This is a genomic window from Bradyrhizobium sp. USDA 376 (genome assembly GCF_054063675.1).
On sequence record NZ_JBSSGN010000001.1, the window covers coordinates 4,766,701 to 4,784,583 of the forward strand.

The following is a 17,883-nucleotide window of genomic DNA, read 5'->3' on the forward strand; positions in this document are numbered from 1 at the left end:
TTGGGCCTGCAGCGCGTAACTCATTGCCCCGACGGCGTACGCAGGCCGTGCCAGGCGTCGCGGACCTGCTGGTAGTGCACCTCGGGCAGATAGTCCGGCGTGTTCAGGCTCAAGGTCTTGACGTCGAGATGGCCGACGGCGCTGAGCAGCGTATAGGAGGCAATCACGCGGTCGCGCAGCGCGCCGATCAGGCGGGCCTTGGCCTGGATCAGATCGGCCTGCGAGTTCAGCACGTCCACCGTCGTGCGCTGTCCGCCGGCCGCCTCGCGCTGCACGCCCTGCAGCGCGACGGTTGCCGCCTTCACCTCGGACTCCGAGGCCGACACCGCGATCTTGGCGCCTTCATTGGCGACCCAGGCGCTGACCGCTGCCGTGCGCGCCTGGTTGCGCACCTGGTCGAGCACGAGCCGGCTCTGCGCCGTGATCTCTTTGGCCTGCCGGGTCTGTGCGGCGGCCTGGCCGCCGTCATAGATCGGCACGGTGACATTGGCGACGATCGAGGCCTGGTCCTCGGCGAAGGTTCCGAGCGTCGGGTCGTTGTTGCGGCTCTTGCTGGCGCTGCCCTGGACGCTGGCGCTCGGCAGCAGCGCGCCCTCGGCGACGCGGATGTTGGTGGAGGCGACGTCGACGTCGAAGCTTGCCGCCATCACCGCCGGGTGCTGACGGATCGCCATCGTCAGCGCATCCTCGCGGCTCTTCGGCAGATAGCGGTCGACCACTTCGGCGGGCTTGAGCTGCGATGGCGCGTTGCCGATCACCTGTGCGTAAGTCGCCTGGCTCACCGCAAGCGCGACCTCGGCGGCGTTGAGATCGGAGAGACCGCGGTTGAGCCGTGCCTCGGCCTGGGCGCTGTCGGTCGGCGTGACGTCGCCGGCGTTGAGGCGACGCTGGGTGACGGCGAGCGTTTCGCGCAGGAAGGCGACGTTGGAGCGCTGCGCTTCGACCAGCGACTGGTTCGCAAGCACGTTGGTGTAGGCGGTGACCGCGTCGAGCAGCACGCCCTGGCCGACATTGCGCAGCGCCTCGCGGCCGGACTGTACCTGGAGCTCGGCCGCACGCACGTTGTTGGCGGTACGGAAGCCGTTGAACAGGGACTGCGTCACCGTGACGCCGATGATCCACGGCTTCAGATTGGCGGTCTGGACGGTGTTGTCAGGCAAAAGGTTGCGCACCGATTGCAGGCCGGCGCTGAGGCTCGCCACGATCTGCGGCCGGTAGCCGGCCAGCGCCTGCGGCACGTTCTCGTCGGTGGCACGCTGGCGCGCGCGCTCGGCATTGAGCTGCGGATTGGTCTGGTAGGCTTTTGCCAATGCCTCCGGCAGGGCCTCGGCAGATGCGGCCGAGGGCAGGGCGCACGAGAGCGCCAGCGTGGTCCATGTCGCAAGCACAGGACCCACGCCCGATCGACGCCGCGTCATCACGCGACCAGCTCTGGCGGCTCGCCCAATCATGTAATCCCGCTAAACCCCGGCTGTCCGCCCCCGCCGACGGTGGCCTCTTAACTGTTTAACCAGCCGGGGTCGCGCAGGCAAACTGCCGCGGGGAAAACTCCCATGTATTCCGTGCTTGTTGCAGGTGCGTCACAGCATTTTTTCGGGGAGACGCCAGAGCCTTACACCAGCCTGACCGCGCGCTCGCGTTACCGGTTCTTGTTCACCGGCTTGCGCTTCTCGATGAACGCCGCCATGCCTTCGGAGCGGTCTTCCAGCGCGAAGGTCGAGTGGAACAGGTTGCGCTCGACGCTCATGCCCTCGGCGAGCGTGGTCTCGAAGGCGCGGTTCACCGCTTCCTTGGCCATCGCGGTGGCCGGGCGCGACATCGAGGCGATCTTCTCGGCGGCGGCCATGACTTCGTCCATCAGCTTGTCGGCGGGCACGATGCGGCTGACGAGGCCCGAGCGCTCGGCTTCGGCTGCATCCATCATCCGGCCGGTGAGACAGAGGTCCATCGCCTTGGACTTGCCGATGGCGCGGGTCAGGCGCTGGGTGCCGCCGATGCCGGGAATGGTGCCGAGCGTGATCTCGGGCTGGCCGAACTTGGCGGTGTCGGCGGCGATGATGAAGTCGCACATCATGGCGAGCTCACAGCCGCCGCCGAGCGCGTAGCCTGCGACCGCGGCGATGGTCGGCTTGCGGCAGCGCGCGATGCGGTCGCCGCCGATCGCGGCAAAGTCCTCGGAGAACATGTCGATGAAGCCCTTCGGCTGCATCTCCTTGATGTCGGCGCCGGCGGCAAAGGCCTTCTCGCTGCCGGTCACGACGATGCAGCCGATGGCGTCATCGGCCTCGAGATCGTCGACCGCCGCGGCGATCTCGCGGAAGACGCCGAAGGAGAGCGCGTTGAGCATCTTCGGCCGGTTCAGCTTGACGATGCCGACCGCGCCTTTGCTTTCGACGATGATGTGTTCGAACGTGCTCATGCTCCACCCACGCTTTTGATTGAGCGGGCAATGTGCCCGCTGGCGCGGTGGGCTTCAAGAGCCCAGGAAGCATTCGGAACAAGCCGGCCCGGAACACGCGGCAAGTCGCGCGTTCCGGGCGGGACTTCCTAGGCCAAGAAATCAGGCCAAGACATCAGGCCATGAACATGCGCGCGGCGGACGCCAAGGTCAGCAGCGTGCCGACGCCGATGAAGATCTTGCCGATCAGGGAGCTCTGGTCCCAGGCCGAGCTCTGCTGGCTGCTGGCCATCACCGGCGCGGGGCGCGGCTGCGCCTCGGTCGCGGCAATCACCGCCTTCTGGGCGGGCGGGTTGTCCTGTTGCGCGGCGCGGTCGAGATCGTTGGGCTGATCGGGCGCGACGATCTGGCCCTCGGCGTTCGGGGCCGCGGTATTATCGGCTGCGGCCTGGACGTTGTCGTTGGCGCGGCCGGTCATGGCCGAGGCCGCAGCCGCGGGCGGTGTATCGGCGGTGGCAAGCTGCGCATTGGCGTTGGCGACCTCCGGCGGCATCTGGCTCGAGGCGGGCGGGCCGCTATCGGCCTTATCGGCAGTCTTGTCGCCAGTCTTGGCTTCGCCGGCCTTCGCCGCGGCCCCCTTGCTGTCGGCCTTGTCGTCGGAGGACTTCTGCGCCGTCTTGCTACTGGTGCGGCGAGAAGATTGGTGCCGCTGCTTGCTCGGCTTGACCGCGTCAGCCTGTTTGCCCGCGCTGTCCGATTGGCTGCTCGCAGCAGAGGCTGGCGCCGCCTGTGCAGCGCCTCCGAACAGCAGGAAAAGCCCGGCAAGAAGAATCAGGGCAGCGTGCCCGCTGGCTTTCATCATGTTGACGATCTCCCCAATTCACCCATCCCCGGACCGAACAGAGACGCCGCGACGTGACGACAGCGGGGCAGAAAATGGGAATCTTCGGGCCACACTGGGCAAAAGCGGGGCAAGCCGTCCGTCGCGGCCGGCCGCCGGGTGCGGACGGGAACGATCGGTGTTATGAGCCGTCGCGAGTTTTTGCGGCCGCATCGGAGCACTGGCACCCAGTATCTATCACGAGTTCGTGATCGCGTGGGACCGGCGTAACAAATTGAAAGAGCGGCCGAATTGCATGGTGAGGGGCGCGCGTGCGCGGACGTGAGGACGAATGGACCGGCCTGATGCGGTCGGCCATGGCCGGCGATGATGCGGCGTATCATCGCCTGCTGAAGGCGGTCACGCCGGTGCTGCGCGCCGCCGCGAGGCGCGGCCTGGCGCGGGCCGGGCAGCCTCCGGACCAGGCCGAGGATATCGTGCAGGAGATTTTGTTGGCGGTGCACCTGAAGCGGCACACCTGGGACAGCGACGCGCCCTTCGCGCCCTGGCTGTTCGCGATCGCCCGCAACAAGCTGATCGACGCGTTGAGGCGGCGCGGCAGGCGCGTCTTCGTCAACATCGACGATTTCGCCGAGACCCTGCCGGGCGAGGCGCCGCAGGAGACGGCTTCGGCGGGCGAGGTTGCGGCGCAGCTGGGCAAGCTGCCGCAGCGCCAGCGCGACGTGTTGCAGTCGATCGCGGTCGAGGCCGCCTCGATCAAGGACACGGCGGCGAAGTTCGCGATGAGTGAAGGCGCGGTGCGGGTCGCGCTGCACCGCGGACTTGCCGCACTGACTGCCAAACTGCGGGACCACTAGTCATGGATACCGATCAACTCATTCGCTCGCTCGCAGCCGATAACGCCCACCGCGAGCCCCGCGTCGGCGCCGTGCTGACCATGGCGCTGCTGGTGGCCGCGCCGCTGTCGATCCTGATCTTCGCGACGTTCCTCGGCATGCGCGCCGACGTGATGAGCGCGATGCGCAATCCGTTCTTCGACATGAAGTTCGCGGTGACGCTGTCGCTCGCGATTCCCGCGATCATCGTCAGCCTGCATCTGTCGCGCCCTGAAGCCCTGCTGCGCGGCTGGGGCTGGCTGCTGCTGCTCCCCGTCGGGCTGCTTGCGGTTGCGATCGGCAGCGAGGCGATGATGGCGCCGGCCATGCCGATGACGATGCGCCTGATGGGCAAGAACTCCAGGACTTGCCTGATGGCGATCCCCGCGATGTCGCTGCCGCTGCTCGCGGGGGCACTGTTCGGCCTGCGCCATGGCGCGCCCTCGCGCCCTGCGCTTGCCGGCGCGCTCGCGGGCCTCGTGTCGGCCGGGCTCGCCGCGACGCTCTACGCCTCACACTGCACCGACGATTCTCCGCTGTTCGTCGCGACCTGGTACACGATCGCGACCGCGGTGGTGACCGCGATCGGCGCGGCGCTCGGCTCGAGGGTTTTGAGATACTAGGCTGCCGGTGTTGCGTTCTGCATGCGGTGGAAGCGCAGCACCTGCTGCGCGGTCGATGAGCGTAGGGCCTCGTAGGTGTCGCGCAGCGCCAGCATATCGGCCGGAGAGCCGCCTGACAGTTTTTCGCGCATTGCGACGATCGCGCGCACGCTCGACCATTGCATGCCCGCGACCTTGGCGAGGATCATCACGCCCTCGGTGCGGCTTTCGATCATCATGGTCTCAGCGGTCTCGACCGCAACGCCCGCGAGCGCGGCGAGCCCGGCATTGGTCTCGTCGAACTTGCCCTGTTCGGCGAAGGTGGTGACCTGCAATTCGTTGAGGCGGCCGTCCTCGTGCAGCGACTTCACCAGTGCGCGGGCCATCTCGGTCTGCCTGGTCATGGCGGCGGCACGGACCCGCTGGGCCGCCTCCTGCACCACGCTCGACACCTCGTCCGCGAGCTCGGGATGCGCGGCCTCCAGCTTCCTGCGTACGCTCAAGGACGCCTTCGCAACCAGCTTCAGGTAGTGATGGCGCGGCAGGCTGGGCCGCAGGCCGATGCAGGTGGCGAGGCCGTCGTCGCGCTCGGCGCGCGTGACGAGGTCGGTGAGACTTTCCTCGGAGAGCCGCGCGCCCGGATTGCTGACGGTCGATTGCACGACGTCCTCGTCGCCGCGTGTCACCAGCACGTCGGTGAGGGCTTCCGACAGCACCCGCCGCAGCGAGATCGCCTTCAGATGGGCCTGGCCCCGCGTGCGCGCGATCTCGATCAGGGTGGCCTCGTCCAGCCGTTCCGATTTTGTCAGCACGGGTCCTGCGACCTCGATGACCTCGTCGAGCGCGAGCGTGCGGATGATCTTCGGCGGCGCGGCCACGATCGGTGCGAGGCGGTCGGCAAGCAGCGCCCTCGCCGACGTCTCGATCTGCTCGATCAGGCACTCGAACACGTCGTCGAACACGCGGATGTGGTCGTCGGAATAATCCACCGCGTTGCCCACGAAGAGATTGGTGACGCGGCGCAGTGTCTCGACCCGCCGCGCAACGGTGCCGTGCGAGAGCGCGGCCTGCAATTCTTCAAGCAAATTCTCGGATGATTTCTCGGGTTTGGATCTCATTGCCCTGTCCTGGAGCGTTCGGTCCGGCGCAACCTCTGGCGCACCGGAAGAAGAAAATGGATTGGTCAGTTCGTTACGATGCGGTTGCGCCCTTGCGCCTTGGCGGAATAAAGCGCGCTGTCGGCGCGCGCGAGAAACGTGTCGGCAGTATCATTGTCGCGAAGCGTCACGACGCCCGCTGAAATCGTCACGTGCATGCCCGGAGAGAATGCGCTCCAGTCGAGCTCGGCGACGACGCGGCGCAGGCGCTCGAGCATGCGCGAGGCGGCGTCGCTCTCGGTGTCCGGCAGCAGCAGCAGGAATTCTTCGCCGCCGTAGCGGCCGAAGCTGTCGGCCGGACGGATGTTGGCGAAAATCGTGATCGCGAAGGTGCGCAGCACCTCGTCGCCGACGGGATGGCCGTGGGCGTCGTTGATGCGCTTGAACCAGTCGAGGTCGATCAGCGCGATCGCGCAAGACCTCGATGTCCGCCGCGACGTTTCGATCTCGGCGTCGAGCAGACGCATGATGCAGCCGCGGTTGTAGGAGCCGGTCAGCTCGTCGAGCTCGGCCAGTTCCTCGATGCGCTGATAGGCGGCCTTCAGCTCGATGCTGCGCTGATACAGGATCTTGCGCAACGTGGCGCCGAACAGGCCGAGAAAGGCGCACTGGCCGATCACCAACACGAAGCACAGCATCGAGGCGGTCCGCTGCAGCCTGGTCGCAACCGGCATGCCGATCGGCAGGTCGGAGGCGAAGAACACGGCGGCAAGGCCGGCGGTCGCAAGCGCCCAGGTCAGCATCGCCTGGGTCGACGTCATGCGCAGCGTGCCGAAGGCGAAGATCAGGAACAGCACGCTGATGAATGCGATGCCGATGGTCGGGGCCGACAGCAGGAACACGAATTGCAGCGCCATATGCGCCGAGATCTGGAAGACGGTGAGATAATGGTCGGCGAATTTGTCGCCGACGCCGGCCTCTGACAGCACGGTGAACGTGCCGATGATCAGGAGGCCGCCGACCCAGAACAGCGAGGCAATGTCGATCGAGATCACGCCGTCATAGGCGTAGAGCAGCAGGACGGAGGCGCCGAGCGAGTAGCTCGCCACCTGGCCAATATACATCTGGCGGCGCTGCCAGGCCCGGCGCGCCCGGACCTCCGACGCCGCCGCCGAGGGCATGAGGACGAGATCCGCGACCTCAGCGGCATTCCTCTCGGGAAGCGACGTCGCGGCCGTGTTCATGGTCCCGCCAATGGTGGATGTCAGCCCAAAAATCTACGTGGCAAGCCTTTAGGTTTGGTATCCTTTGAAATCGAATCCGAAGCGTGCAGCGCGGAACAGGATGACATTGGCCGGACGGGGGAATTTGCCGGCGATTAGGCATCGTTTGCGACGCGGTCGAGCCAAAGCGGGGGTTCGTGAGACATACGTCGTGCAGGACTGCTATGGAACCGGACTTGATCGGCCCGCCCGTGCCGGGCGGGCGATCCGCAGGAAAGTGTTTCAGTATTATGTTACCGATCTGGACTGAGGCGGGCGCCCCCTACCGGTGGGGCAGGAAAAGCGCATGTATGTGGGGCAGATCACACGGGTCCCCGTACGACTGCGGTAGGTTGAACAATTTTGCACCTGCCGTCGAACCCTCCGCCTCATCGACCCGACCAACCTTGCGAGACGAGCTTTGAGCGTGACACAGGCGGCTTCGGACGAGGTTCTGATCGCCAGGATCGCTCAAGGCGACCGGCTCGCCATGCAGGTGCTGTACGGGCGGCACCATGTCAGGGTCTACAGGTTCGGGCTGAGGCTCGTGCGGGACGAGCAGGCGGCGGAAGACCTCATCAGCGAGGTGTTTCTCGACGTCTGGCGTCAAGCCGGCAAGTTCGAGGGCCGATCCGCCGTTTCCACCTGGCTGCTGGCAATCACCCGATTCAAGGCCCTCTCGGCGCTCCGGCGCAGGAAGGATTTTGAACTGGACGAAGACGCCGCGAACGCGATCGAAGACCAGTCCGACGATCCGGAAACGGTGGTGCAGAAGAAGGATACCAGTGCAGCGTTACGGGAGTGTCTGACGGGCCTCTCGCCGGAACACCGGGAAATCGTCGATCTCGTCTACTACCACGAGAAGTCCGTGGAAGAAGTCGCCGAAATCGTCGGGATACCGGAGAACACTGTGAAGACGCGCTTGTTCTATGCGCGCAAGAAACTGGCCGAACTGCTGAAAGCAGCCGGCGTTGAGCGAGGCTGGCCATGATGGCTTTGAGCAAGAAGATGCTGGAGCAAGAGCCCAGTGAAATTGAACTGCTGCTGCCGTGGCACGCCGCCGGCACGCTGAACGCGCGCGATGCCCGCCGCGTCGAGGAAGCGCTGGCGCGCGATCCGGAGCTTGCAAAGCAATATGCCGCGATCCGCGGCGAGTACGAAGAGACCATCCATCTGAACGAGAGCCTGGGCGCTCCGTCGGCGCGCGCGATGCAGAAGCTGTTCGCCGCGATCGATGCCGAGCCGGCGCGTGCCGTCGGCCCGCTGCCGCTGTCGGCGCGCATCGCCACCTTCTTCGCGAGCCTGTCGCCGCGGACGCTGGCCTGGTCGGCGAGCCTCGGCGCCATCGCGCTGCTGCTGCAGGCCGGCATTATCGGCGCGGTGCTGATGAAGACCCAGACCGCGACCTTCCAGACCGCCTCGCTTTCGACCGGCGCGCCGATCACGCGCGAACTCGGTGCAGCCGCTGCACCGGCACGCGCGCTGGTGCGCTTCACGCCCGAGGCACGTGTTGCCGACATCACCGCATTGCTCGACAGCTACCAGGCGTCGATCATCGGCGATGCCAAGGGGGGCATGTTCCGCCTCCAGTTCGACAAGGCGATGAGCCAGGACGAGCTCGCCGCGCTGCTCGCCAGGATGCAGCGCGAGAAGTTCGTGAACCTCGCCGTTGCGGCGCCGTAGGGCGCCTCTGAGCCGATGACGCGCAAGTCCGAGAGTAAGTTGCGAGCCGCGGCCTACGCTTCGTCGGTCGGGGCCGCGCTGCTGCTCGCCGCCTGCCTCGGCGTCGAGGTCGCGCAGGCGCAGGCGATCATGCGTACGCCGACGATCAGCGTCCCCTCGCGCACGCCGACGATCTCTCCCACCGTCACTGCGCGGGCGGTGAGCGTTGGTACCGGTCCACGCACCATACCCACGACGACGGTCGCACGGATCCCGTCGGCCCGGATCGGGCCGACGCCGGTGCTGCCCCATGTGCGCTACTCGCCGAACCTCTACCCGTCCTGCACCGCAGCCTATCGCGATGCCGGCGGCGAATGCCTGGCGCAGCCGAATGCAGGCGGCGAGGGCAGCGGCAGCGGCAAATCAGGCAAGAAGAGCGCCGGCAAGGGGCGCGGCAACAACACGCCGGTTGCGGTGAACCAGCGCATTTTCGCAGGCGAATTCGTCGCCGAGATCGACGGCGCCCTCTCAGTGACGGAGGCCGACGAGCTCGCGCGCCGCCATGGCCTTGCACGCGTCGCATCCGAGAATTTTCCGCTGATCGGGGCGACGTTCGGCCTGTTCCGCATCACCGACGGCCGGCCCTTCGAGACGGTGCGGCGTGAATTCGCCGCCGACGGCAACGTGCGCTCGGTCCAGCCGAACTTCCGCTACGCGCTCCAGGACCAGAAATCCGCCGTGCCGGTCGAGGGCGACCCTGCGCAATATGCGCTGGCAAAGCTTCGCCTGCCGCAGGCGCACACGCTGGCGCATGGCGCCAATGTGACGGTTGCGGTGATCGACTCCGGCATCGATGCCAAACACCCCGAGCTTGCCAATTCCATCTCCGACAGTTTCGACGCGCTCGGCAGCGCCGAGGGCCCGCATGTTCATGGCACCGGCATCGCCGGCGCCATCGTGGCGCATGCCAAGCTGATGGGCAGCGCGCCCGAGGCGCGCATCATCGCCATCCGCGCCTTCGGTGGCACCAAGGGCGGCGCGGAGAGCTCGTCCTACATCATCCTGCGCTCGCTCAACTACGCTGCCGAGCACGGCGCGCAGATCGTCAATATGAGCTTTGCCGGCCCGAAGGACGCGGTGATCGAGCGCGCCATTGCGGCGACCGCCGCGCGCGGCCTCGTGCTGATCGCGGCGGCCGGCAATGCCGGCGCGAAATCGCCGCCGCTTTATCCCGCCGCCAATCCCAACGTGATAGCGGTCAGCGCGACCGACCAGCAAGACAAGCTGTTTTCCGCGTCCAACCGCGGCAATTACATCGCGCTGGCAGCGCCAGGCGTCGACATCTTCCTGCCGGCGCCCGACGGCAAATACCAGATGACGTCGGGAACCTCGTTCTCGGCCGCCTATGTTTCCGGCGTCGCGGCGCTGCTGCTCGAGCGCAACTACGCACTCAAGCCGGAAGCGCTGCGCATGACGCTGGCGAAGACCGCGCGCGATCTCGGCTCACCCGGGCGCGATGATCTCTTTGGCGACGGCGAGGCCGACGCGTTTGCCGCGGTGATGGCTGTTCCCGCCGATAATGCGACGCCGGTTGCGGCTGCGTCCGGTACAACAAAACGTGAAGACGCCGACAAGCGTCGCGACGAGCCCGGCATCCGTGCGATCGAGCAACCCTCGCTGTCGGGCGCAGGCGATAAAGCCGCGATTTCTCAGGCGGATAGGCCGGCGACGCGATAGCATCTGCGACAAGATTGCACGCACGCCGAAGTTTTAAAAAATCAAACCCCGCATTGAACGTTCGGCCGGCTAGCACGACCAAATTATGTGGGAGCGGTCATCCCTCCCCATCAGTCATATCAGGCGCGAGCGCCCATCCACCCCAAGCGCCCATATGGCTCGACCCGTCCGGTTGTCCCCCCGGACGGGTCTTTTCTTTTTGGACCTCCGATTCCTTGAAGCGATATTCGAGATCAGCTTCCGGTTGAGCGATCGCAGTGGCGCTGATCGCCAGCGCTCATCAAGTGCGGCGCACCTCCGCCATGCTTGTGCGAAGCTTGACTCGAAATCACAGCAAATCTCCGCGCGACTACGGTCTTTCATGACGGACGGCGTGTCGTTGCTGGACAAGTCAAAACTTTTCCACAAAATATTCATGTCGCGTCTAAATTGATTCGTGTGCGTTGCGTCCCCCGCGTCCGTGTTTTCTCCCAACGGGCTGGTTCATGACACATCGCCAAGAGTCTGGTCGCGCGCCTTTCCGCGCGGAGGGTTGCAGCCGCGAGGTCGCGGCACGCTGGTGCGCTCTCGCCGAACAGCGGCTGGAACATCTCTCCGAAATGTTCGAGACCGGACGCTGGCGCCGCTATCACTCCGAGCTCGCCTTTCTCGAAAACATCCAGGAAGCCAAGCGCGCGGTCCAGACCTGGCGCGCCATCGCCACCGGCGGGGACGTCGCGGCAGCGGCTGCGAGCGTCACCTCCGCATTCGGCTGGTCGCCGGCGACGATGCCTCGCGTGTTTCCGCGCGAGCAGCAGGTGCAGACCGTGCAGCCCAAGACCTTGCAGCCAAAGACCTTGCAGCCAAAGGCCGTCCACATCGCCCCCGAGACCACCGTGCCGGTCGCGCTCAATCCCAAGCCGGACGTTCTCGCCGAAGTTCCCGAAGCCCCGCTCGTGCCGCTAGCCGCGCCCGCTGCGATAGCCTCGTTCACCGCGCCCGCCGAGATGCCGCCGCTCAGGGCTCCCGCTGCGAGGGCCCCGTCAGCCGCATCCGCCGTGAAGCCGCCGGTCGCCGCGCCCGCTGCACTGGCCCCGCGCACCGCGCCTGTTGTGAGGCCACCGGTCGCCGCGCCCGCCGCGATGGCGCCATTCACAGTGCCCGCTGTGAAGCCGCCGGCCGCCACGCCTGCTGCAATGGCAACGCTCCTGCCACAGTTCGCTCCGCCGGCTGCCGAAATCGTCGCAGCCCCCGAGCGCGTCGTCGAATTCACGCTCAGCCTCGACGGCATCGAAGCGAAGTACCCGCTGCTCAGGAACGCGTTCTAGCGAGGCGTTCGGGGGAACCGCAGCGTTCTCTCCAACCCCGTCATCCTGAGGTGCGAGGCATGGGATGCAGCGCGTCCCATGGAGAGCCTCGAAGGATGCGCGGCCCAGCTGTCTCCCAAACCAACGCTTACGTCTTCGACCTAGGCACTCCTGCGCGTCGCCGCGCAAATCGGCTTACCGACTTCCAATCCGAACGAATGAGCGCTTCCTTCCTGGCGCGGCTCCATCCCTTGAGCTGCCGCTCAGCCGCGATGCCATCAGTGATGCGATCGAAATATTCCGACCACACCAGAACGACCGGGCGCCTCGAATAAGTGTATCCTGGATAGGTACCGGCATTGTGCTGGTCGACCCGCTTGGATGTGTCCTCACCGGTGGCGCTCCCGATGTAGAAAGAGCCGTCGGCGCAGCGCAGCATGTAGACATAGATGCCCACAACATCATCCTTCGAGGCTCCCCGCGCGCTGCTTCGCACCGCACGGCTCGCACCTCAGGATGACGGCGGTGTCTCGGTTGTCAAGTTTTGATGCAACAACCTCCGGCTATTCCGTCATCCTGAGGTGTGAGTTTCGCGGTGCAGAGCACCGTGAAGCGAGCCTCGAAGGATGCACGGCCGGTCTGCCAGCCGCGCACCTACCGCCGCACCGCATTCCCGCCGATCACCACCTGCGCAAAGCGCTGGGCGCCGTCGGCCGACAGATCAGCCGTCACCGCGCGGGCGTGATCGAGGCCGACGACGGCGCCGCGCGGGGTCTCGGAGATCATGTTGTTGTTGACGAGCGCGGTGCCGGCGCCGGGCACCACGGAGACGCCGACGCCGGCCAGCGCCTTGCGGATCACATTGCCCGTGATCGCGACGTCGCGCAGATATTTGCCCCAGCCGGCAACGATGCCGTAGGAGGGCGCATTCTCGATCACGTTGCCGGTCACCGAGGTGTCCGCCTCGATGTAGATGCCGACGCCGGCACCGTCATCCGGCGCGGTGCCTATGGGGCGCTTCGGGATCAGATTGCGGATGATGTTGCCCTGGACCACTGCGATGCGGCCGCCCTCGTTGAAATTGCAGACGGAGACGCCGACCGCCGCGCCGTCCACCGTGTTGTTGGCGATCACGGCCGCCTCGAACGCGAACTCGGAATAGAGCGCGACCTCGCGTACGTCGCTGACGCTGTTGCCTGATATGTGGATGTTGGAGGCCGAATTGCCGCGCACCGCGGAATAGTCGCAGTTCTTGATACGATTGCCGCGCACGATCACGTTGCCGGCGCGGAAGGCGTTGATGGCGTTGCCGTACTGGCCGGAGCCGCCGGGTCCGGCCTTGATGTTCTCGATGCGGTTGTCGGCCACCAGCGTGCCGTCGTCGCCGATCGCCGTGCGCAGGATCTCGATGCCGTTGTCATTGGTGCCGAGAATCGTGTTGCGGGCGACGCTGAGGCCCCTTGCGTCGAACGACACCACCGCGGTCACCGCGATGCCGGTGAAGATGTTGCCGGAGATATCGCCGGATACCTGCTCGAGCCACATGCCGCTGCCGCCCGAGCTCGTGATCTCGCAATCGGTGATGCGCACATCGCGCCCGCCGAGCACATGGATCAGTCCGCGCCGCGTCGGCAGCGCAATGCCGCCGCCGTCGAAGGTGATGCCGGTGAGGCCGATCGCATCGGCGCCGTCGCTCTGGATCGCCGAGGCCCCGCCGGTGAAGACAAGTTTGGTCGCACCGCGCACGCCGATCAGTTGCGCGCCGTTCGGCAGCCGCAGCAACCCGCTGCGGTAGATGCCGGGCGGCAAGGCGAGCGGCATTTGCGCCCGCGCGGCCTCGTCGATCGCGCGCTGCAGCGCGCGGGTCTGGTCCTCGCTGCTGCCGGGCCGCACGCCATATTGCGTGGCATCGCGGCCGAGCAGCGCCGTCAGCGGCGCCGCACGCGCGGCGTCGGCCGGCATGGCCAGCGCGCCGGCAATGCCGGCGGTCGAGGCTCCGATGAGATGACGGCGATTGAGGTCCATGACGCGTCCTCCGGCGGACGCGGGGGTCCGCGCCGATTAGGTAGCGCAGGGCGGAGGGGCCGGTGAGGATTGTTCGCGGTAGGGTTAAATGTTTACCGCAAAGACGGTGCTGTAGGGTGGGCAAAGCGTAGCGTGCCCACCATCGTCACCATGGATGCAGATGCGTGGTGGGCACGGCGCAAGTGCGCCTTTGCCCACCCTACGAGGCCGGCGTGTTCCGCCGCTTCCGCGCCAGTTGCACCATCTCCATCAGCATCGCTTCCCCCGCATCCACCAGCTCGTCCAGCGTGATGCGCGGCGCTCCCTTGCGGCGCACCGCGCCGCTGCGTGCGAGCAGGGGAATATGGATGAATGCGGCGAGCCTCGGTCCGCCCGCCCTGACGTTCTCGATCGCGCGCCAGCTCAGGTAGTTGCAGAGATAGGCGCCGGCGTCGCGCGAGGGGCGCGCGTCGATGCCGGTGAGGCGCGCGGCGCGCAGCAGCCTTGCCGTGTGCGGGCCGAACATCATCGCGTCCGCATGGCCGGCGATGCCGCGCTTGCTCGAGCGGGTGTTGGCGGCATCGGGCCAGAGCATGGTGACCGCGTTGCGCGCCCGGGTCTCGATGCGCAGGTAAGGCGTGCGGGCGGCGAGACCGAACATCAGGAGCGCGTCCGGCTTTTGCGCGGCGAGCACATCAGGCAATTGGCGGTCGACCGCGGCATAGGTCACCGGAAAGATGTGGCTCGACAGCTCGACATCGTCGAGCGCCGGGCGGCGTAGTTGCGTCAGCCGCGCCACCAGCGGCTGCGTCGGATTATAGGGCGCGCCGGGAAACGGTCCGAAGCCGGTGAGGAGGATGCGGAGCTTGTCGCTCATTGCAGCAACTCCAAAATCTGCTCGGCGGCGAGCGCCGGCGTGAGATGGCCCTCGGCGACTTCAGCCTCGATCTTGCGCACCTTGGTCCGCACCGAGGCCTCGCTGCGCAGCCGCGCCAGCATGCGCTGCTCCAGCATCGACCACATCCACTTCACCTGCTGCTCGCGCCGCCGTGCCGCGAAATCGCCGGAGGCATTCATCGCCTTGCGGTGATCCAGAACCTTCTGCCAGATCTTTGCGATACCGGCGCCGGTCAGCGCCGAATAGGTCTCGACCGGCGGATGCCAATGCTCGGACCGAGGCGCCAAGATGTGCAGCGCGCCGCGATAGTCGGCGGCGGTGATGTTGGCGCGCTTGAGGTTGTCGCCGTCCGCCTTGTTGATGGCGATCATGTCGGCGAGCTCGACCAGGCCCTTCTTGATGCCCTGCAGCTCGTCACCGCCGCCCGGCAGCATCAGGGCGAGGAAAAAATCGGTCATGTCGCAGACAGCGGTCTCGGACTGGCCGATGCCGACGGTCTCGACCAGCACGACTCCGAAGCCGGCTGCCTCGCACAGCAGCATCGCCTCGCGCGTCTTGGCGGCGACGCCGCCGAGCGTGCCGGAGGAGGGCGAGGGGCGGATGAAGGCGTCGGCGGAGGCCGCGAGCTGCGCCATCCGCGTCTTGTCGCCGAGGATCGAGCCGCCGCTGCGTGCCGAGGACGGATCGACCGCGAGCACCGCGACCTTGTGGCCCTGTTCGATCAGATAGGTCCCGAGCGCATCGATGGTGGTGGACTTGCCGACGCCGGGCGAACCGGTGATGCCGACACGAAATGCCTTGCCGGTGTCGGGCAGCAGCATCTGCACCAGCTCCCGCGCCAGCGCCTGATGGTCGCCGCGCCGGCTCTCCACCAGCGTGATGGCCCGGGCGAGGGCCGCGCGACTGCCGGCGCGCAGGTCGCGGGCGAGGGTCTTGATGTCGAGCGAGGCCTTCTTCTCAGTCATGCCTTGCTTTACAACGCCGAGGGGAGACAGGCGAGGGCCGCCCGCCCGATATCACCGGGTCGTTGCCGCGACCGTCTGAGGCGGCTTCACCTTCCGCCACACCCACACCATCACCGGCCACAGCAGCGCGCCGATCGCCATCGCGGCGAGGATCGCCGCGACCGGGCGCTCGAAGAATGGCAAAATGCTGCCATCGGACTTGATCAGCGAGGTGACAAAGGCCTGCTCGACCATGGTGCCCATGACGATGCCGAGCACCATCGCGGCGACGGGATAGCCGTTCGCCTCCATGACGTAGCCGATCACGCCGAAGGCGGCGACGGTGACGACGCCGAACATGTTGTTGCCGATCGCGAACGAGCCGACCGCGCAGCACAGCATGATGATCGGCATCACGGTCGAGCGCGGCGCCAGCAGGATGTAGGCGGCGACGCGGATCATGGCGATGCCGAGCGGGATCATCAGGATGTTCGCGATGATGAACATCAGGTAGATCGCGTACATGCTCGACGCCTTCTCGGTGAACAGCGTCGGGCCTGGATTGAGGCCCTTCATGTAGAGCACGCCGATGGCGATCGCGGCGATGGTGTCGCCGGGGATGCCGAACAGCAGCGAGGGCACCCAGCCCGAGGCGATGCTCGCATTGTTGCTGGCGCCGGCCTCGACCAGGCCCTCGACATGGCCGGTGCCGAACTTTTCCTTCTCCTTGGAGAAGCGCTTCGACATCGCGTAGGAGACCCACGCGGCCATGTCGGCGCCGGCGCCGGGCAGCACGCCGATGATGATGCCGACGATGTTCCCGCGCGTCATCTGCCAGTGATAGAGCTTGGTCAGTCTCCACTGGCCCGCCATGATGCTTCCGAACTTTCGGCGCGGCAGCGGCGGCGGTTCCGGCGTCAGCATCGCGCGCATTACCTGCGCCACCGCGAATACGCCGACGAGGGCCGGGATCGGCTCGATGCCGCCGAACAGATCGGTGATGCCGAAGGTGAAGCGCGGGATGCCGCCGGGATTCTCGATGCCGATGCAGGAGACGAGCAGGCCGATGAACATGCCGGCGATTGCCTTCACCGGCGAGGAGCGCGCCACCAGAGTGGCGCACATCAGGCCGAGCAGCGCCAGCCAGAAATATTCGAAGGTCGAGAACGACAGCGCGATCTCGGCGAGCGGCGGCGCCAGGATCATCAGCGACAGCACGCCGGCGATGCCGCCGACCGCGGAGAACCACACGCCGGCGCCCAGCGCGAGCTCGGCCTGACCCTTGCGCGTCATGGCATAGGCTTCGTCCGCATAGGCCGCGGAGGCGGGCGTGCCGGGAATGCGCAACAGCGCGCCGGGAATGTCGCCGGAGAAGATCGCCATCGAGGACGCCGCGACGATGGTCGCGATCGCCGCGATCGGCGACAGGTAGAAGGTGACGGGGACGAGCAGGGCGGTCGCCATCGTCGCCGACAGGCCCGGCAGCGAGCCGATGACGAGGCCGTACACGGAGGCCGCGAACATCGCGATGATGACCTCCCAGGTGGAGATCAGCGCAAAGGCGTCAAGCAGGGTTTTCAGCATGGGATTACCAGGGCGTCGGCAACAGGCCGGCGGGCAGCGGCACGCGCAACAGCTTGCCGAAGATGAGGTGGATGGCGAAGGGCGACAGCGCAGCGAGCGGCAGCGCCAGCTTCCACTTTGCGCCGAGCGCGGTCGAGGTGACGTAGACCATGATCGCGGCCGTGATGATGAAGCCGAGCCGGTCGGCGGCAAAGACGTAGAACAGCAGCAGCGCCGGCGGCAGCAAGGCGCGCAGGCCGTAGAGCTTGCCTTGGAGTTTTCCTTGCGGCGGCGGGGCAGCGGCCTGGCCGTCCTCGAACGGGACGAGCTCTTCCTCTTCCTCGAAGGAATGGCCGATGCCGAACACGATCGCGAGCCCGCACAGTGCGAGGCCCGTGCCGATCACCAGCGGAAACACGTTGGGGCCGACCGGCTGCCCAGGCACCGGCGGCAGGATGTAGCCGCCATAGGCGGCAGCCGCGCCGAGCACGACGAGAAACGATCCCGTGACGGAGTCGGGAAGACGCATGGGAGGAGTCCTGTGGAGTTTCTTCTCCCTCGCCCCGTTTTTACGGGGAGAGGGTTGGGGTGAGGGGACTTTCCGCGCGGACGGTGAGAGTTGGACTCGCGGAGACCCCCCTCATCCGAATTCGAGCGGAGCTCGAATTCGACCTCTCCCCGCATCCGCCTTCGCTAAAGCTTCGGCGGGACAAG

Annotated in this window: 17 protein-coding genes; 6 read left to right on the forward strand and 11 right to left on the reverse strand. The window is 66.7% G+C overall.

The genetic code is table 11. The features are described 5' to 3' along the window. Positions 1 to 20 precede the first annotated feature (20 nt). From ACVJ19_RS22215 to ACVJ19_RS22225, 3 genes are all read right to left on the reverse strand, one after another. Positions 21 to 1,451, reverse strand: a complete 1,431-nt coding sequence (locus ACVJ19_RS22215; protein ID WP_453951128.1) for a TolC family outer membrane protein — start codon at positions 1,449 to 1,451, stop codon at positions 21 to 23. Positions 1,452 to 1,639: 188 nt separating this feature from the next. Next, positions 1,640 to 2,419 carry an enoyl-CoA hydratase gene (locus ACVJ19_RS22220; protein ID WP_453951129.1) on the reverse strand — a complete coding sequence of 260 codons (780 nt, stop codon included), beginning with the start codon at positions 2,417 to 2,419 and terminating at the stop codon, positions 1,640 to 1,642. 154 nt (positions 2,420 to 2,573) lie between these two features. Continuing rightward, positions 2,574 to 3,260 carry a hypothetical protein gene (locus ACVJ19_RS22225; protein ID WP_453951130.1) on the reverse strand — a complete coding sequence of 229 codons (687 nt, stop codon included), beginning with the start codon at positions 3,258 to 3,260 and terminating at the stop codon, positions 2,574 to 2,576. 290 nt (positions 3,261 to 3,550) lie between these two features. On the opposite strand from ACVJ19_RS22225, the gene ACVJ19_RS22230 reads away from it, so the two are divergent. Next, positions 3,551 to 4,096 carry a sigma-70 family RNA polymerase sigma factor gene (locus tag ACVJ19_RS22230; RefSeq protein WP_453951131.1) on the forward strand — a complete coding sequence of 182 codons (546 nt, stop codon included), beginning with the start codon at positions 3,551 to 3,553 and terminating at the stop codon, positions 4,094 to 4,096. 2 nt (positions 4,097 to 4,098) lie between these two features. After that, the gene (locus ACVJ19_RS22235; RefSeq protein WP_453951132.1) at positions 4,099 to 4,737 is read left to right on the forward strand and encodes an NrsF family protein; all 639 of its coding nucleotides are present in this window, start codon (positions 4,099 to 4,101) and stop codon (positions 4,735 to 4,737) included. Here ACVJ19_RS22235 and ACVJ19_RS22240 read toward each other — a convergent pair. Next, complete coding sequence (locus ACVJ19_RS22240) at positions 4,734 to 5,834, reverse strand: DUF2336 domain-containing protein (RefSeq protein WP_453951133.1); 1,101 nt, start codon at positions 5,832 to 5,834, stop codon at positions 4,734 to 4,736. The genes ACVJ19_RS22235 and ACVJ19_RS22240 overlap by 4 nt on opposite strands. A gap of 65 nt (positions 5,835 to 5,899) precedes the next feature. After that, complete coding sequence (locus ACVJ19_RS22245; RefSeq protein ID WP_453951134.1) at positions 5,900 to 7,057, reverse strand: GGDEF domain-containing protein; 1,158 nt, start codon at positions 7,055 to 7,057, stop codon at positions 5,900 to 5,902. A 439-nt stretch (positions 7,058 to 7,496) separates the two neighbouring features. On the opposite strand from ACVJ19_RS22245, the gene ACVJ19_RS22250 reads away from it, so the two are divergent. The 4 genes from ACVJ19_RS22250 (at position 7,497) to ACVJ19_RS22265 (ending at position 11,781) form a co-directional block, all read left to right on the forward strand. Continuing rightward, positions 7,497 to 8,066 (forward strand): sigma-70 family RNA polymerase sigma factor, encoded by a 570-nt coding sequence (locus ACVJ19_RS22250; protein ID WP_018647974.1) that lies wholly within the window; start codon positions 7,497 to 7,499, stop codon positions 8,064 to 8,066. Continuing rightward, the gene (locus tag ACVJ19_RS22255; RefSeq protein WP_453951135.1) at positions 8,063 to 8,758 is read left to right on the forward strand and encodes a hypothetical protein; all 696 of its coding nucleotides are present in this window, start codon (positions 8,063 to 8,065) and stop codon (positions 8,756 to 8,758) included. The genes ACVJ19_RS22250 and ACVJ19_RS22255 overlap by 4 nt, the downstream gene beginning before the upstream one ends. Positions 8,759 to 8,773: 15 nt before the next feature. After that, positions 8,774 to 10,474 (forward strand): S8 family serine peptidase, encoded by a 1,701-nt coding sequence (locus ACVJ19_RS22260; protein WP_453951136.1) that lies wholly within the window; start codon positions 8,774 to 8,776, stop codon positions 10,472 to 10,474. Between the two features lie 485 nt (positions 10,475 to 10,959). Then, positions 10,960 to 11,781 (forward strand): TIGR03809 family protein, encoded by an 822-nt coding sequence (locus ACVJ19_RS22265; protein ID WP_453951137.1) that lies wholly within the window; start codon positions 10,960 to 10,962, stop codon positions 11,779 to 11,781. A gap of 127 nt (positions 11,782 to 11,908) precedes the next feature. On the opposite strand, the gene ACVJ19_RS22270 is transcribed toward ACVJ19_RS22265, so the two are convergent. The 6 genes from ACVJ19_RS22270 to ACVJ19_RS22295 form a co-directional block, all read right to left on the reverse strand. Continuing rightward, positions 11,909 to 12,217 carry a GIY-YIG nuclease family protein gene (locus ACVJ19_RS22270; protein WP_453951138.1) on the reverse strand — a complete coding sequence of 103 codons (309 nt, stop codon included), beginning with the start codon at positions 12,215 to 12,217 and terminating at the stop codon, positions 11,909 to 11,911. Positions 12,218 to 12,414: 197 nt separating this feature from the next. Beyond that, positions 12,415 to 13,785 carry a TIGR03808 family TAT-translocated repetitive protein gene (locus ACVJ19_RS22275; RefSeq protein WP_453951139.1) on the reverse strand — a complete coding sequence of 457 codons (1,371 nt, stop codon included), beginning with the start codon at positions 13,783 to 13,785 and terminating at the stop codon, positions 12,415 to 12,417. A 199-nt stretch (positions 13,786 to 13,984) separates the two neighbouring features. Next, entirely contained in the window at positions 13,985 to 14,641 is a 657-nt protein-coding gene (locus ACVJ19_RS22280; RefSeq protein WP_453951140.1) for a pyroglutamyl-peptidase I family protein, read from the reverse strand. Next, positions 14,638 to 15,627 carry a methylmalonyl Co-A mutase-associated GTPase MeaB gene (gene meaB / locus ACVJ19_RS22285; protein ID WP_453951141.1) on the reverse strand — a complete coding sequence of 330 codons (990 nt, stop codon included), beginning with the start codon at positions 15,625 to 15,627 and terminating at the stop codon, positions 14,638 to 14,640. The genes ACVJ19_RS22280 and meaB overlap by 4 nt, the downstream gene beginning before the upstream one ends. A 51-nt stretch (positions 15,628 to 15,678) precedes the next feature. After that, positions 15,679 to 17,190, reverse strand: coding sequence for a tripartite tricarboxylate transporter permease (locus ACVJ19_RS22290; protein ID WP_453951142.1), 1,512 nt, complete (start codon positions 17,188 to 17,190; stop codon positions 15,679 to 15,681). 4 nt (positions 17,191 to 17,194) lie between these two features. Beyond that, on the reverse strand, positions 17,195 to 17,698 hold the full coding sequence (locus ACVJ19_RS22295) for a tripartite tricarboxylate transporter TctB family protein (RefSeq protein ID WP_211401251.1): 504 nt from the start codon (positions 17,696 to 17,698) through the stop codon (positions 17,195 to 17,197). Positions 17,699 to 17,883 lie beyond the last annotated feature (185 nt).